Here is a 15,679-nt window from a genome sequence, read left to right as displayed (position 1 = left end):
TCAGCATCACACACGACATCGGGAGGCAGGATGCAGCAACCGATCGAGGCGTTCCGCGCGTCGGAGCGCCCGCTCCGGAGCATTCGTCGCCGGCTCACCCCCGCAACCATGCTCCTCGCCGCGACACTGGCCGGCGCGATGCCTGTCGATGCGCAGGAGCCGAATTTCGGTCGGGCGATCGCGCTCACGGACAGTGAGCTGTTCATCGGTCAGCCGGTGAACTGGTACGGCCCGGGCGTCGTGTATGCGTACCGCCTCGGCCCGGCAGGCGAATGGGTCGAGCGCGCGCGCCTCACCGCGTCGGACTCCTCCCGCATGGACGATTTCGGGCGAGCGCTCGCGATCGAGGGCAACACCCTGGTCGTCGGTGCACCGCGCAAGCACGACGGCGCCGGCGTCGCCTACGTGTTCCGGCGCGACGGCGCGGAGGGCAGGTGGCGCGAGGTCGACATCCTCACGCCGCCCGTGACCGGCGACGAGGCGGCGGAGTGGGGGAGTGCGCTCGTTCTCACTGGCGACGACCTGCTCGTCGGTGCGCCGGCCGCGAATGGCAGCGGCGCGGTGCATCACTTCACGCGCGGCACTGACGGCAGCTGGACGCTGCATGCGACGCTGCGTCCGTCGATCGCGAGCGACGTCGCCGGCTTCGGCGCCACGCTGAGCATGGACGGCAACCGCCTGCTGGTGGGCGCGCCCGGTGCGCGTACGGGTGCCGGACACGTGTTCCTTATCGAGCAGCAGCCCGACGGCAGCTGGAGCGAGCCGATGCCGCTGAGCCTGCCGGCAGGTGTCGTCGCGCCGCGGGCGCGCATCGGCGCGTCGGTTCTCCTGCACGGCGACACGGCATACGTCGGCGCGCCCGGCGTCGGAAGAGTCGTCGTGCTCGCGCAGGGTGCGGGCGGCAGCTGGTCCAACGTGCACACACTGCAGTCGCCGGATACCGTGCGCAGCATGTTCGGCGCTGCAATGACACTGGCCGGGCGGGAGCTCTGGGTCGGCGCACCGGGCGTGAACGCGAACAACGGCCGGGTCTACCGCTTTGCACCGGGGCCGTCGAGTGGCTGGGCGCCTGCTGTGCGGCTCGACGCCGACTCGGCGGACGGCACCGCGTGGCCGTTCGCGTTCGGCCTGGCACTGGCGTCCGCGGGCGATCGTGCCGTCGTCGGCATGCCGCTGCGCGATTTCGGCGAGGGCCGCGCACTGGCGCTTCGGCGGTCGGGGGGCGACTGGCATCCGGGCGAGGTACTGGAAGGCCAGATCTTCCGGATCGGCAGCACGCTGGAGGCGGGCGCCCGCTGCGAGGACGGCGCGCTGGAGGAGTTCCCGTGCACCAACATCCAGCTCGTTGCGCACATGCCGATCAACGAGTTGGGCGGCGCGCGCGGCGCGTGGGTCAACGACGTCTGGGGCTGGACCGACCCGGAGACGAGACGGGACTACGCGCTCGTCGCACGCCGCGACGGCACGTCCTTCGTCGATGTCACGGATCCGTCGAATCCGCGGCTGGTCGGCGACCTGCCGCGCACGCAGGGCTCGCCACCATCCGTCTGGCGCGACATCAAGGTCTCGAAGAACCACGCGTACATCGTTGCCGACGGTGCCGGCGCGCACGGCATGCAGGTGTTCGACCTGGCACGCCTGCGCGGCGTGACCGGCGAGCCCGCGATGTTCACGCCGGACACCACGTACCACGAGGTGTACAGCGCGCACAACGTCGTGGCCGATACCGCGTCCGGCTTCCTTTACGTGGTCGGTGCGAACAGCGGCGGGCAGACGTGCGGCGGCGGCCTGCACATGGTCGACGCCCGCAACCCGAAGAATCCCGTGTTCGCCGGTTGCTACAACGACCGCGCGGGCGCGAACAGCCGCGGCTACACGCACGACGCGCAGTGCGTCACGTACCGCGGCCCCGACACCCGCTACCATGGCCGTGAGATCTGCATCGGCTCGAACGAGGCGGAGATCAACATCGCCGACGTCACCGAGAAGGAGAAGCCGGTCACGGTCGGCCGCAACAGCTACCCCAACGTCGCGTACGCGCACCAGGGGTGGTTCGACGACGAGCAGCGCTACTTCTACATGAACGACGAGCTCGACGAGCTGGCCGGCACCGTCGCCGGCACGCGCACCATCGTCTGGGACCTGTCCCGGCTCGACGATCCCATCGTGGCGCACGAGTACATCGGGCCGGTGCGCTCATCCGATCACAACCTGTTCGTCAAGGGCGACCGCGTCTACGAGTCGAACTATGGCAGCGGGCTGCGCGTGCTCGACATCAGTGACCGCACGAATCCGCGCGAGATCGGCTTCTTCGACAGCGCGCCGTACAACGACAACGGCCCCGGTCACAGCGCCGCACAGAGCGGCGCCTGGAGCAACTACCCGTTCTTCGAGAGCGGCGTGGTCATCTTCACCAGCGTGCGTGAGGGGCTGTTCATCGTGCGCGTCGTGGAGTCGTCTCAGCCGGTCAGCTGAAGCGGGTGCGATGCAACGACCAGGATTGAACCGGACGTTCGACAACCCGACACCACGAGGACAGGACCATGGCCGGCGTCGCATGCATGAACTGTGGCAGCAACGAGATGTTCCGGAGCGTCAAGCCGGTCAGCGCCGGCGGTGGCCACGCGCCGAACTACCTTCCCGGACTCGGAGGATGGGCGATGTCGGAGAAGTTCCATGTCATCATCTGCGGCCACTGCGGCCTGACGCAGCTGTACGCGCGACCCGAGGCGCTCGACAAGCTGCCGACGTCTTCGAAGTGGGAGCGGCTCTGACATGCGCACACTGCCACGACGCGCGATCATCGCCGCACTCACAGTAACTGCCGCCACGTTCCAGGGAGCCGCCGTGCACGCACAGCATTTCGAGGTGCACGAGAAGAGCATCGCCCAGCTGCATGACGCCATGCGCGCAGGCGACGTCACCGCGCGCCAGATCGTCGATGCCTACCTGGCCAGGATCGACGCGTACGACCAGCGCGGCCCTTCGCTCAACTCGATCATCGTGATCCATCCGCGCGCACGCGAGGTCGCCGACTCGCTCGACGCGACCTTCGCACGCACGGGCGAGTTCGTCGGGCCGCTGCACGGCATCCCTATCATCGTCAAGGACAACTACGACACGTACGATCTGCCGACGACGGCCGGCTCTGCCTCGCTCGCGGATTCGATCCCGCCGCAGGACGCGACCATGGTCGCGAAACTGCGCGCTGCCGGTGCGATCGTGCTCGCCAAGTCGAACATGGCGGAGTTCGCGTTCAGTCCGCTGGAGACGATCGGCTCGGCGTTGCCGGGATACACGTTCAATCCGTATGCACTGAACCGCGTGCCCGCCGGCTCCAGCGGCGGCACTGCGGCCGCCGTCGCCGCGAGCTTCGGCGCGGCAGGCCTCGGGACCGACACCGGCAACTCGATCCGCGGGCCGTCGTCGCATACCGCACTGTTCGGGATCCGTCCGACGATCGGGCTGACGAGCCGCGCCGGCATCGTGCCGCTCTTCCTCGAGCGCGACGTCGGCGGACCGATGGCGCGCAGCGTCGCGGATGCCGCACTGCTGCTCGACGTGCTCGCCGGCAGCGAACCGCGCGATCCCGCCACCGCGGAAGCGGCGGCTCACATCCCGGAAACCTACACTTCGTTTCTCGATCCGGATGCGCTGCGCGGCGCACGTATCGGCGTCGCGCGACGCATCGCAAACCGCCGCGGCGCGGATCCGGAAGTGCTGCAGCGCTTCGACGAGGCACTGGACGCCATGCGCGCCGCGGGTGCCGTGATCGTGGATCCCGTCGAGCTGGCCTTCATGGACTCCATCCGACCGGTGCTCTGCTCCGGCTTTCGGCGCGACCTCGAGAACTACCTCGCCACGCGTGGCGACGCTGCGCCGTACCGCACGCTCGAGCAGATCCTCGAGTCCGGGAAGTACCATCCGTCGATCGAGCAGCGCATGCGCAATTCGCTGAGCGACACGACTGCAGGCGACCCGGAGCGCTGCCGGCGGGCACGCGAGACGCACGAGGCGTGGTACGTCGCATTGAAGCAGGTGCTCGAGCAGCACCAGCTCGATGCGATCGCGTACCCGACGTGGAGCAACCCGCCGCGCCTTGTCGGCGACCTTTCCACTCCCGCCGGCGACAACAGCCAGACGCCGGTGCCCGCGGCAGGGGTGCCGGCCGTCAGCGTGCCGATGGGATGGGTGCGCGACGGCATGCTGCCCGTCGGCCTTCAGCTCCTGGGCGACCGGTGGAGCGAGCCGCGGCTGATTGCACTCGCGTACGCATTCGAGCAGGCCACACGACATCGCCGGCCACCCGTCACAACACCGCCATTGATGCACGACTGACGCTGTTCCACCGCGTTTCTCCGGATCGTCTCAGCAGGTACCGGATCCAATTCAGGTCCGGCTCGAGAGGAGGAACTCAATGCGGGAATGGCTGCGCCGTATCGGCGTTGGCGTGCTCGTTCTGCTCGCACTCGTCCTCGCCGCCGGCAGTGCGGCGTTCGCGATCGGGACCGCACGCATCGATGATGTACCGGAGGTCGACACCCACGCATTCGACGCGTCCACCGGCGATGCAACGTCAGGCGCCGAGCTGGTGCGGGTGTTCGGGTGCATCGACTGCCATGGCGGGAAGCTGGAAGGACGGATGCTCGTCGATGCGACGCCGATGGGCCGCGTCGCAGCGCCCAACCTCACGCCCGGACGCGCGGGCGGCCCGCTCACCGACGAGCAGTGGGAGCGCGCGATCCGGCACGGCGTCGGAGCGGACGGGCGCGCGCTCTTCATCCTGCCCTCCAACGATTACGTCTGGCTCAGCGACCGCGACGTCGCTGACCTGATCGCCTACCTGCGAACGGTGCCCGCCGTACCCGACACACTGCCGCCACGCGGGTTCGGCCCGCTCGGCCGCACGCTGGTGGGGCTCGGCATGATCGACTTCGCACCGGACCTCATGCCACCCGACGCGCGTCACCTCGATGCACCGGCCAGGGCGGCAACACCCGAGTACGGCTTCTACCTGACGCGCCTCTGCGCGGGCTGCCACGGCCGCAACCTCGCCGGTGGGCCCATGCCCATGCCCGGCTCACCGCTCGCCGCGAACCTGACCCCGGCCGGGAATCTCGCGCGCTGGACGTACGAGGATTTCGAGCGGACGCTGCGGACCGGGGTGACGCCGGAGGGGAAGTCCCTCGATCCGATGTTCATGCCATGGCCATCCATCGGCCAGTCGGACGACACCGCGCTCCGGGCGATGTGGGCATACCTGAAGACGCTGGAACCGGTGGCGACGGAGGAGTGAGGGCAGGGAGACCCGCAGGGCACCTGCACACGAGCGACCGGCGGATGGTTGACTCACGCCGCCGAGGCGACTCGCGGCGGGAGGGCGTCATCGGGCGCCGGTTTCGTCACATTTGCTGCCGTGCGTCCAGGCGACTGTAACCTTTCCGGCGCCTGAGGCCGGAAACGTTTCATAACGGGGTCGCAGGACAGGCGTTCTGTGACGTTTCCGGCGTATATCGCCGGGTTCGTTACATGCGCCAGATGCGGTCGCCTCAATTGTGACGTTTCCGGCCGGCGCGGGGCCGGGTGCGCAGGGGCGTGCGGACAGGGAGGGGGCGCCCCCAGTGCCGCTGTCAGGTACGATCCCGAACGCCGTGGCCAGCCCGACGCCCCGAGCGCGCCGCCAGTCAACCCGGAAGCCACGCAGTCGCGCACCCTGACGCAATTCGGTGCCATCCGAATCGAATCCCCGCCACAAAAACCTTCCGCCGCCTCCGCCTCCGCCTGTACCGTTCGACCGCCGGTGCAACCCGCCGCACCGGAATCCCGTTCTGATTGCACCCACGGCGCGTCGACGCAGCCGGGGGTCCGCATCGTCCAGATGCAACATCGCAAGTGAACCCCGATGCGCGGCCGTTCAGGCCGCGCGTTTCCCGTGGATATTCAGGAGATCCCCCGATGACTACCTGGAAGCGACGAGCGGGCATTACCCTCGGCGGTCTGGTGCTGCTGATCGGACTGGCAGCAGGGACCGGCTACGCCGTCAGCAGCATGCACCTGAACGCACGGCCGGAGGTCGAGGCGCACGCGCTCGATCTTGCCGCGGCGGACGTAGCCGAAGGTGAGCGTCTTGCCGGCGCGTTCGGCTGCCGTGACTGCCACGGCGGCAACCTGGCCGGCGTGATGCTGATCGACGAGATGCCGATGGCGCGTCTGCCCGCACCCAACCTGACGCCGGGTCGTGAGGGCGGTGCACTGACAGTGGAGCAGTGGGAGCGCGCGATCCGGCACGGTATCGGTGCGGACGGCCGCGCGCTGTTCATCATGCCGTCGCAGGAGTACGTGTACCTGAGTGACCGGGAGATCGCTGACCTGGTCGCGTACCTGCAGACGCTGCCGGCGATCCCCGATTCACTGCCGGAGCGCGAGTTCGGCCCGGTCGGTCGGGGTCTCGTGGCACTCGGCAAGCTCCATCCATCCCGGGATCGCATGCTGCCGGACGCGCGCCATCTCGAGGCGCCTGCAAAGGAGCCGACTGCGGAGTACGGCTATTACCTGACGCGTCTCTGCATCGGCTGCCACGGCGCGCAGCTCGCCGGCGCGCCTGCCGAGGCGCCTGGTGCGCCACCCGGAGCGAACCTGACGCCGGCCGGCAACCTGAAGAACTGGACGTACGAGCAGTTTGCACACACGCTGAAGACCGGTGTCACACCGGAGGGCAGGCACCTGAACCCGATGTACATGCCGTGGACCGCGTTCTCGCACGCGACGGACACGGAGATGCGCGCGATCTGGGCATACCTGACGTCGCTCGAGCCGGTCGAGTGGACGCCAGTCGAGTGAGTCGCGAGCGGCCCGCGCACTCGATTTCACGATGACCAGACAAAAGGGCCCGGGCGGATCAGCCCGGGCCCTCTGTCATTGCGCCGGCGTGATGTTCTGGTTCATCCGGAACACGTTGTCCGGATCGTAGCGCTTCTTGATGCGCGACAGGCGAGTCCACGTGTCGCCGGGATACGCCTCACGCACGCGCGCGTCGCCCTCCGCACCCATGAAGCCGACGTAGGCGCCGCGGTGATCGCCGCGCAGCCGTGCCGCGGTCTCCTCCGCCCATGCCTGGTGCTGTGCACGTTCCTCCAGCCGCTCGAACGCCGCGGCGGCATTGGCCATCATGCGACGTCCCCGGTGTGCGAACGCCGTCGCGTCCGCGGGCACGCGCGCGACGGCGCCGCCCAGCACGCGGAACTGCACGACGCTCATTGGCGCCGTGGACTGCTGCAGCCGCTCCAGGATGAACTCCGCGGCCGACAGGTCGACGTCGTCGGTGAAGAAGTTGCGCACCGCGGTTGCGACCGGGTGCGGCCCGTGTCCGCCCTCGTAGATCGCAGGGTACTTCATCGGCTGCGTCATGTCGGCGAGCGGTGTGGCCAGCGCGCGGAACGGCTCGAATGCGCGACGTCCCGAGTCCGCATCCCCGGCGTACACGAGCATCAGCATCACGACGAGCCGGCCGTGCACCTCTGCGGGCAGCATCGGCATCGGCGGTGCCCGCATGACGAGGATCATGCCGGACATCTCCTCCGGCGCATCGATCGCCGCGCGGACCGAGCCGGCAATGGTCGCGGGTGTCGCCGGCAGGATCAGCGGCCCGCCGACCGCGTCGCTGACTTCGCCCAGCCGGAACTGGAACCGCGTCACGACGCCGAAGTTGCCGCCCCCGCCGCGGATCGCCCAGAACAGGTCGGGACTGGTGGACGCGTCCGTGTAGATGCGCGAGCCGTCCGCGGTCACGACCTCCGCGCCCAGGAGCTGGTCGAGCGTGAGGCCGAGCTTGCGGTGCAGGAAGCCGACGCCACCACCGAGCGTGATTCCGCCAACGCCGACACTGCCCGTGTCGCCGAGTCCGAGCGCGAGCCCGTGCGCACCCGCAGCCGTCGTGATCGCACCCGCTGTGGCTCCTCCGCCGACCCACGCCGTACGCGCGGCCGCATCGATGTCGATCGCGTTCAGTGGCGACAGGTCGAGCAGGATCCCGCCCCCCGTGCTGCTGTGCCCCGCCATGCTGTGGCCGCCGCTGCGCACCGCCAGCTCGAGCCCCATCTCGCGCGCGAGCAGCACCACGCGCGCCACGTCCCCCGCATCCGCCGGCCGCACGATCGCCGCCGGTCGCCGGTCGATCGACGCGAAGTAGCCCGCACGTGCGACGTCGTATCCATCCTCCCCCGGCGCAATCACCTGCCCGAGCACGCTGTCGCGCAACGCGCGCGTTGCATCTCCGATTTCCAGGTCGCTCATCTCGTGTCTCCTCCGTTGCTTTCCGATGAGAAGAGACGAGTCAGGTGCGTGGAACTCGACACATGGTGAGGCGGGCCAGGGCCCGGGGCCCTGGGCCTGGGCCCGGGGTGGCAGCGGGTGGAAACGGGTGACCGCGCTCCCGGGTCCCGAACGCCGGCGCACGCAACGAACCCGCCGCGCGCCGCGTTCCCAGCGGGCAGCCCCCGGCCCCGGCCCCGGGCCCCGGGCCCCGGCCCGCCTCACCCTAGACCGGCAGATCCACCCCGAACGTGCTTCCCTGGCCGACCACCGACTCCGCCCAGATCTCGCCGCCATGGGCCTCCACGATGCCCTTGGCGATCGACAGGCCTAGCCCGAGCCCGCGCTTGTCGGAGCGCGCCTGGTAGAAGCGGCCGAAGATGAGCGGGAGCTGGTCGGCGGGGATGCCGTTGCCGGTGTCGCTCACGGTGAAGCGCACGGTGCTCTCGTGCACGATCGCACCGATGCCGATGCGCCCGCCTTCGGGCGTGAACTTCAGCGCGTTCCCGACCAGGTTGGAGAGTACCTGCACCATGCGCTGCCGGTCGAGCAGCACGGCGGGCAGCTCCGGGCCGCAATCCGCCTCCATGCGCACACCCGCGTGCGTTGCAAGCGGCTGGAGCATGTCCATGGCCTCGTGGATCACCGACTCCGGCCTGGTCGGCATCCGCTCGAGCGCGAGCTGGCCGGTCTGCACCCTGCTCGCATCGAGCAGGTCCTGGATCAGTCGGTTCATGTGCTCGACGGTGCGGTCGATGATGTCGAGCTGGCGTCGCAGCGGCCGCGCGTCTTCGCCCTCGATCATCTCGACGGCGAAGCTGGCCGCCATGCTGATCGTGTTCAGTGGGTTGCGCAGGTCGTGCGCGACGATGCCGAGCAGCTCGTCGCGTGCGCGGGTCGCGGCGAGTGCCTGGTTGTAGGAGCGCGCGGCCTGGATGGCGAGGGCCGCGCGCCGGCTGAGCTCCTGCGCGAGCGCGAGGTCTTCCGTCGCATACACACGGTCGGGCTGGCTCGATGCGAGCATGATCGATCCGATCAGCTCGCCGCCGATGCTGATGGGCGCGGACATCAGCGAGCGTGTGCCCAGCTCACCGAGCACGCGCCGGTGCTCTGCATCACGCGCCATGTTGTCGAGGTCGGTGCTCGTGATGGTCGGCATCAGGAACGCCTCGCCCGCTGCCTGCACCCGCTCGAAGGCGTGGCGGTCCTGCCAGTGCTCGCGCCACTGCTGCACGGCCAGCTCGAGCAGCACCTGCTTCGCCGGATCGCCGTGCACCACGACCGCCGGCTCCGACTCGTCGCCGTCGCGCAGTGTGACCACGCAGAAGTCCGCGAGCGAGCGCACGGCCAGGTGCGCGAGCTGGCGCAGCGTGGTGGAAGTGTCGAAGGAGGACGAGAGGATCTGCGTCGCTTCCAGCAGGAACTCCGCCTGGCGGCGCGTGCGCTCCTCCGTTTCCCGCGCGGTCCGCTCCTCGAGCAGCAGCGCCGCAGTCCGCTCCGCCTTTCTGCGCTCGGTGATGTCGCGGATCGCAGCGACGCGCACGCGGCGACCGTCACGCACGAACTCGCTGCCCTTGATCTCAACGGGGAAGATGCGGCCGCTGCGGTGCACGATCTCCGCTTCGTAGGGCTCCTGGTAGTTGGTCGCGACGTAGTGGCTCACGAGGTCGCGGTACGCGGGCGAGATGTAGTCGACCGCCGGTGTGCCGATCAGCTCTTCCGCCGTGTAGCCGGTCAGCGTCGTGGTGCTGGGGTTCACGTCGATGATGCCCGACCTGTCGTGCATCACGATGCCCTCGACCGTCGCCTCGACCAGCTGGCGGTAGCGTTCCTCGCTGCGGCGGTGTGCGCTCTGCGCGCGGCTGTGCTCGATCGCGAGCGCCAGCTCGTCGGTGATCGAGGCGAGCGAGTCGAGCTGTGCTTCCGTCGGCGGCTCGCGCAGCAGCATGGTCACGACGCCGACGACCTTGCCGTCCTTCTTCAGCGGATGGCCCGCGCCGCCGCGCAGCCCGTCCTCCTCCGCGGCCGCCAGGCTGCCCGGCCACAGCTCCGGGATGCCGTCGGTCCACACCTCGGGCTCTGCGGTCGCCGCGATCCTGCCGATCGCATAATCCCCCACCTGCAGTGCCTGCACGGGCAGGATGCGCTGCACCCGGCCCGCGGCGGGACTCGAGCGCAGCAGCTGGCCGCCATCGTCGATGTGCCAGATACGCACGGCGTCGGCGTGGAGATGCTTGACCAGTGTGCGTGCGCAGCGGTGCAGGCTCTCGTCGAGCGTGCGGGGCTCGTCGGTCAGCAGTGCACCGATCTCGGCGGCGAGCTGTTCGCGCGCGAGTGACGCGCTGATCCGGTGCTCCATGTCACGCCGCGCGAGCGTTGCGCCCAGGATGCCGGCGGCCGCGGACAGCGCCTGCAGCACGGGCTCGCTCCACTCGCGTGGCGAGACGCAGTCGCCGAACGCCATGAAGCCCCACCACTCCGCTCGCACGAACACGGGCACGATCGCGACCGACTCGATCCCCTGTGCACGCAGGAACGCCCGCTCGCAATCCGCGAAGTCACCCGTGCTGCCGACGATCTGCTCGCCCCCCGCGAGCACGGCCGGCCAGCGGTCGCAGCCGCACTGGCTGTACGTCAGCTCTTCGAGCGGCGCATCGACCAGTCCGACGACCTCGGGCGCGCGCCACTCCGCGAGGATGCCGGTACGCAGGCCACTGTCCGGCTCCGGCTCCAGGTTCCGGAACACGCGCACGCGGTGCGACCCGGTCGCGCGGCCGAGGCGCTCGAGCCAGGGATCCAGCACCGGCTCCCAGTCATCGTGGTTCAGGAAGTCCTGCGCACCGAACACGACAGCGCTGAGGATCTCGTCGGCGTGGCGGGCGTGGGGATCCGCGGACGGGATGGAGGAGGTGGTGGAGGCGATCATGGGGTCACCATACTGCAAGCAGGAAAGGGACGGGCGTGTCCACGTTTGCGTGGCGCCTCGCCAGCGGCAAGAGTGATGATTCGGAGTGCGGCGCGCCCGCTCCCGGCGGCAGGGGTGACAGTACGGAGTCCAGCGCGCCGGCTCCCGGCCGCAGGAGTGATGATTCGGAGTTCGGCGCGCCCCCGCGCGGCGCGTCCGCTCCGCGGCACCGCTCGTGCAGTCGGGCCCTTCGGTCGAGAACACATGTTGCCCGTAACCGGAAACCGTTGAACGAACCAGCCCGCAGCTTCGACGCAGCCGTGCCGCTGCCTGAGTCAGCCGGTGCGGCGCCCGCCGCGACACCACCGCTCGAGGTGGAGGTTGCCGGTGCAACCTCTGCCGAGCGCCGCGCGCTCCGTATTCTCCAGGTCGGCGCCATCTTCGTGGTCCTGGCCGCCGTCACATGGAAGACGTACGAGCTGGACCGTTTCTTCATCCCCAAGGAGCTGGTCCTTCACCTGACCGCGCTGGCTGGCCTGATCCAGGTTCGCAGGACTCTGCGGACGCCGCGGTTCGGCTGGGTCGACGTGCTCCTCGCGCTGCACCTGGCAATCGGCGTCGCCGGTAGCGTGCTGGCGGTCAACCACTGGAACGCGCTGCGCGGGGTGGCGATTACCGCATCGGCGATTGCGGTGTTCCTCGTCGCACGTGCGGTGAGCGCGGCGGGACTGCGGCCGCGCCTGCTCGCTGCCATTGCCGTCGCGGTCGTGATCGGCTGCATCACGTCGCTGATGCAGACCTACGGCGTCGAAACCGATTTCTTCTCGATCAATCGTGCTCCCGGCGGTACGTTCGGCAACCGCAACTTCGTTGCGCACATGGCCGCGTTCGGGCTGCCGGTCGTGCTGCTCGTCACGGTGTCGGCGCGCAACGCCGGCGGCTGGCTGGCTGGCGCGCTCGGCAGCGCGGTCGTCATCGGGACACTGTTCCTCACCCGCTCCCGCGCCGCATGGCTGGCCGCCGCCGGCGCGCTGCTCGTGCTGCTGCTCGCACTCGTCCTTGCACCCGCGCTCCGGCGCGACGGACGCGTGTGGCGACGCACGCTCGGCATCGTCGCGATCGGCGCCGCAGCGGTCGTCGCGGCACTGCTCGTACCGAACACCCTGGAGTGGGCGAGCGCGAATCCGTACCTCGACTCGATGCGCGACGTGACCAACTACGAGGAGGGCAGCGGCGCAGGGCGGCTCGTGCAGTACCGGCGCTCGCTCGACATGGCCGCCGACAACGCACTGCTCGGCGTCGGACCGGGCAACTGGGCCGTGCACTACGCCGACTACGCGGCGGGCGGCGACCCGTCGATGTCCGGACGGACGCCCGGCATGACCGCCAACCCGTGGCCGAGCAGCGACTGGGTCGCATTCCTCGCCGAGCGCGGCGTTGCCGCCACGCTGCTGCTCGCCCTCGCGTTCATTGCGATGGCCGTGCGCGGCATGCAGCAGCTGTTCAACACGAGCGAGCCGGCCGATGCGCTGCGCGCCGCGGCACTGCTCGCACTGCTGCTGGCGACCGCGGTCGCGGGTATGTTCGACGCCGTGCTGCTGCTCGCGCTGCCCGCGCTCCTGGTGTTCACCGCTGCCGGCGCACTCTACGAGCCGCCCGACTCGAGAGTGCACCCCGGTGCACGCGCGCGCAGCGTCGCATTCGGCGTGCTCGCCCTGCTCGTGCTGGTCGCTTCGCTGCGGAGTGCGGCGCAGCTGGTCGCCATGGGCATCCACCAGGAGACCAACGACGCCACCGCGCTGCGCGCAGCGGCGCTCGTCGATCCCGGCAACTTCCGCATCCGTGTCCAGCTCGCGCGCGGCGGCAGCGGCCTGGGACGCGAGGCGCGCTGCGGCCACGCACACGCAGCGCACGCGCTCTACCCGAACGCCGCCGAGGCCCGCCGCCTCAGCCGCAACTGCGAGTAACCGGCACGCTGCGCGTCGCGCCGGTCACGTTGCGCCCGAACCAGCGAGCGTCGCTCAGGGGCGCTACGGCAGCGAGCATGACAGGTGCGCGAACGCCGGCCTGCCATTCTGCTCCGCCTCGCTCGTCAGCCAGACATTGCCCGCGTCGTCGATTGCTACCGCCTCGCCCTGCGGGTGGCCGAGCGAGCTCGCATCCCAGGTGATCGCGCCGCCTGTGTCGCCCGCGAGCAGCCGCTCCGCCGGATAGAACCGCAGCAGCGACGGCGTCCGCATCACGATCCAGCGGCCATCAGGCGAGGCGGTCGCGGCGCCGATGCGCTCACCGGCGGATGGCTGTGGCCCGAGCTCCGCGACGAGCTGCAGCGTTGCGGGCTGCCCGCCGTCGCGGGGCAGGCGGTACAGCCGGACCGGGCCGTGTCGTCCCTTGGTTACGAGGTACAGCTCGCCGTTCACGATGAACAGCGACTCGGCGTCCGCGGGCCGATCGGGGTACCGCGCCTGCCACGCGTTTGCCGCGACCGAAGTCGCGCCAGCGTCGGGCTCCGGCACCACGTAGACGAGCACCGACTCGCGATCCGCGTCGTTGTCGCCCGTGTCGGCGATGTACAGGCAGCTTCCCTGGTCGCACGGCGCCGCCTCGATGTCCTCCCAGTCGACGATCGAGGCCCCCTCGATGCGCACGCGGGCGACCAGCGCGCCCGACGCGTCGACGCCGAAGATCTCCGCCTCGTTGCCGGAATCGTTGTGTGTCCAGAAGACGTCGGGGCGCCGGATGCCGCGCGCCAGTCCGCTGGTCTCGGCGACGTCGCCGGGGAGCACAGCCGTCTCCACGACCCGGCAGACGTCCTGGTCGAATCCGGTGGGCGCCTGCGCTTCCGCCGCCATGCGATCCGCTCCGGCCGCCGCGAGATCAACCCTCTTGTCCGCTCCATCCAGCATGACGGCGCCCGTCGCCGCCAGCACCACGCCCGCTGCCCCCATTACGATCCAGCCTGTACCACTGCGCATGCGCCACCTGCCCGCGTTATTGTTGGACCGGACCGCAGGCGCAAGTTCCATGCGTTGCGTCGATCGCGGGCTCGCAGCAGGGTCAGTTGCAGGCCGCGAGCGCTCGATTCGACGAACCGATCAACTCGAGCTGCACCATGTTCGATGCCGCCCCGACACTGACGGGATCCACCGTCCGCCTGGAGCCGCTCACGCTCGAGCACGTGCCGGGGCTGTGCGCCGTCGGACTGGACCCGGAGCTCTGGCGCTGGACCACGTCGCTGGTCGACGACGCCGGGGAAATGGAGCGCTACGTCCAGGTCGCCCTGCGCGCGCAGGAGTCCGGCAGCGCCATCCCCTTCGCTACCATCGAGCTGGCCAGCGGCCGCGTTGTCGGCTCGACCCGCTTCGCCGCGATCGCACGCCCTTTCCGGCGCGTCGAGATCGGCTGGACGTGGGTGGCCCGGCCGTGGCAGCGCACCGCAGTGAACACCGAGGCAAAGTACCTGATGCTGCGCCACGCCTTCGAGGTGGAGGGATGCATCCGCGTCGAGTTCAAGACCGACGTGCTCAACCAGGCGTCGCGCAACGCGCTGCAGCGGATCGGCGCGCGTGAGGAAGGTGTGCTGCGCGACCACGTGATCACCGCGACCGGCCGCGTGCGTGACACCATCTACTTCAGCATCCTCGCCCGCGAGTGGCCCGATGTGAAGGCCATGCTGGAGCGCCGCCTCGCCATGCCGCCGTCCCGCTGAGGCTTGCGTTGCACGGCCGGTTGCGCCTGATTGGAATGCGACGTCCCTTCCGCCCGACCGGCCGGAGACCAGCCATGCAATCCACGCCGAGACTCAAGACGCGCTGCATACGCGCTGCTCCCGTCCTGCTTCTCGCCCTCGTCGCCGCCGGGTGCGGCTGGGCGCACGGCAATGGCGAAAGCGGCAGCACGGTCGGCTGGAAGACCGTGATGCGGAAAGTGGAGCCCGCGTACCTGATCGCGGTGGATCGCAGCCAGTGCACGGTCTCGCCCGCGCGTTTCGCCAAGGCAGAGGAGGGCAAGGGCTTCTTCTGCGCCTGGAGCGGCGGGGCCGTGGCAACACGGCCGAAGGGCAGCCCGTATCCCGGCGAGGACGTCGGCATCCCCCGGAGCCCGGACCAGCCACACGTTCCGCCGCCGTCCACTCCACCGCACCAACCGACTGTGCAGGAACACTGAGCATGTGCAGAAACATTCGACCGCTTTTCAACTTTGAGCCCGAAGCGACCGACAGCGAGGTCCGCGCATCCGCACTGCAGTACGTGCGCAAGATCAGCGGCTACACGAAGCCGTCACAGGCTAACCAGGACGCGTTCGACCGGGCCGTCGACGAGGTCGCGGCGGCCACGCGCCGCCTGCTCGACTCGCTCGTCACGAACGCGCCGCCGAAGGACCGCGAGGTGGAAGCAATGCGTGCACGGGAGCGCGCGGCAAAGCGGTACGGCGCGGCATGAGCTGAGCGAGGGCGCCAGCCCC

General features: G+C 69.9%; 12 protein-coding genes. 9 read left to right on the top strand and 3 right to left on the bottom strand.

Annotated features, from left to right (window positions below; genetic code table 11):
• Positions 1–30: 30 nt before the first annotated feature.
• From VFU06_12245 to VFU06_12225, 5 genes are all read left to right on the top strand, one after another.
• Positions 31–2,475: a choice-of-anchor B family protein gene (locus VFU06_12245; GenBank protein HEU5210155.1), complete on the top strand. Its 2,445-nt coding sequence runs from the start codon at positions 31–33 to the stop codon at positions 2,473–2,475.
• 68 nt (positions 2,476–2,543) lie between these two features.
• Positions 2,544–2,774, top strand: coding sequence for a hypothetical protein (locus VFU06_12240; GenBank protein ID HEU5210154.1), 231 nt, complete (start codon positions 2,544–2,546; stop codon positions 2,772–2,774).
• A gap of 1 nt (position 2,775) precedes the next feature.
• Positions 2,776–4,338: an amidase family protein gene (locus VFU06_12235; protein ID HEU5210153.1), complete on the top strand. Its 1,563-nt coding sequence runs from the start codon at positions 2,776–2,778 to the stop codon at positions 4,336–4,338.
• 79 nt (positions 4,339–4,417) lie between these two features.
• Positions 4,418–5,296, top strand: a complete 879-nt coding sequence (locus tag VFU06_12230; protein ID HEU5210152.1) for a c-type cytochrome — start codon at positions 4,418–4,420, stop codon at positions 5,294–5,296.
• 659 nt (positions 5,297–5,955) lie between these two features.
• The gene (locus VFU06_12225) at positions 5,956–6,840 is read left to right on the top strand and encodes a c-type cytochrome (GenBank protein HEU5210151.1); all 885 of its coding nucleotides are present in this window, start codon (positions 5,956–5,958) and stop codon (positions 6,838–6,840) included.
• Positions 6,841–6,915: 75 nt separating this feature from the next.
• Here VFU06_12225 and VFU06_12220 read toward each other — a convergent pair whose 3' ends face one another.
• Both VFU06_12220 and VFU06_12215 read right to left on the bottom strand, forming a co-directional pair.
• On the bottom strand, positions 6,916–8,292 hold the full coding sequence (locus tag VFU06_12220) for an FAD-binding oxidoreductase (protein ID HEU5210150.1): 1,377 nt from the start codon (positions 8,290–8,292) through the stop codon (positions 6,916–6,918).
• Between the two features lie 244 nt (positions 8,293–8,536).
• Positions 8,537–11,236, bottom strand: coding sequence for a GAF domain-containing protein (locus VFU06_12215; GenBank protein HEU5210149.1), 2,700 nt, complete (start codon positions 11,234–11,236; stop codon positions 8,537–8,539).
• Positions 11,237–11,502: 266 nt separating this feature from the next.
• Here VFU06_12215 and VFU06_12210 point away from each other — a divergent pair, with 266 nt between their 5' ends.
• Positions 11,503–13,182 (top strand): O-antigen ligase family protein, encoded by a 1,680-nt coding sequence (locus tag VFU06_12210; protein ID HEU5210148.1) that lies wholly within the window; start codon positions 11,503–11,505, stop codon positions 13,180–13,182.
• A gap of 63 nt (positions 13,183–13,245) precedes the next feature.
• Here the strand turns inward: VFU06_12210 and VFU06_12205 are convergent, their stop codons facing one another.
• Complete coding sequence (locus VFU06_12205; protein HEU5210147.1) at positions 13,246–14,190, bottom strand: hypothetical protein; 945 nt, start codon at positions 14,188–14,190, stop codon at positions 13,246–13,248.
• A gap of 137 nt (positions 14,191–14,327) precedes the next feature.
• Here VFU06_12205 and VFU06_12200 point away from each other — a divergent pair, with 137 nt between their 5' ends.
• The 3 genes from VFU06_12200 (at position 14,328) to VFU06_12190 (ending at position 15,657) form a co-directional block, all read left to right on the top strand.
• Positions 14,328–14,924 carry a GNAT family protein gene (locus VFU06_12200; protein HEU5210146.1) on the top strand — a complete coding sequence of 199 codons (597 nt, stop codon included), beginning with the start codon at positions 14,328–14,330 and terminating at the stop codon, positions 14,922–14,924.
• A gap of 74 nt (positions 14,925–14,998) precedes the next feature.
• Positions 14,999–15,382, top strand: a complete 384-nt coding sequence (locus tag VFU06_12195; protein ID HEU5210145.1) for a hypothetical protein — start codon at positions 14,999–15,001, stop codon at positions 15,380–15,382.
• A 2-nt stretch (positions 15,383–15,384) separates the two neighbouring features.
• Positions 15,385–15,657 carry a DUF2277 domain-containing protein gene (locus tag VFU06_12190; protein ID HEU5210144.1) on the top strand — a complete coding sequence of 91 codons (273 nt, stop codon included), beginning with the start codon at positions 15,385–15,387 and terminating at the stop codon, positions 15,655–15,657.
• The last annotated feature ends 22 nt before the right edge of the window (positions 15,658–15,679 follow it).

The organism is Longimicrobiales bacterium (assembly GCA_035764935.1).
In the GTDB taxonomy this organism is placed as follows: domain Bacteria; phylum Gemmatimonadota; class Gemmatimonadetes; order Longimicrobiales; family RSA9; genus DASTYK01.
The sequence above is the reverse complement of the archived record's forward strand: the minus strand, read 5'-3'. Positions and strand labels throughout refer to the sequence as shown.

Coding starts and splice junctions, on each gene's coding strand:
- VFU06_12245 (HEU5210155.1), top strand. CDS start 31: ATGCAGCAACCGATCGAGGCGTTCCGCGCGTCGGAGCGCCCGCTCCGG.
- VFU06_12215 (HEU5210149.1), bottom strand. CDS start 11,236: ATGATCGCCTCCACCACCTCCTCCATCCCGTCCGCGGATCCCCACGCC.
- VFU06_12200 (HEU5210146.1), top strand. CDS start 14,328: ATGTTCGATGCCGCCCCGACACTGACGGGATCCACCGTCCGCCTGGAG.
- VFU06_12205 (HEU5210147.1), bottom strand. CDS start 14,190: ATGCGCAGTGGTACAGGCTGGATCGTAATGGGGGCAGCGGGCGTGGTG.
- VFU06_12225 (HEU5210151.1), top strand. CDS start 5,956: ATGACTACCTGGAAGCGACGAGCGGGCATTACCCTCGGCGGTCTGGTG.
- VFU06_12190 (HEU5210144.1), top strand. CDS start 15,385: ATGTGCAGAAACATTCGACCGCTTTTCAACTTTGAGCCCGAAGCGACC.
- VFU06_12230 (HEU5210152.1), top strand. CDS start 4,418: ATGCGGGAATGGCTGCGCCGTATCGGCGTTGGCGTGCTCGTTCTGCTC.
- VFU06_12220 (HEU5210150.1), bottom strand. CDS start 8,292: ATGAGCGACCTGGAAATCGGAGATGCAACGCGCGCGTTGCGCGACAGC.
- VFU06_12240 (HEU5210154.1), top strand. CDS start 2,544: ATGGCCGGCGTCGCATGCATGAACTGTGGCAGCAACGAGATGTTCCGG.
- VFU06_12235 (HEU5210153.1), top strand. CDS start 2,776: ATGCGCACACTGCCACGACGCGCGATCATCGCCGCACTCACAGTAACT.
- VFU06_12195 (HEU5210145.1), top strand. CDS start 14,999: ATGCAATCCACGCCGAGACTCAAGACGCGCTGCATACGCGCTGCTCCC.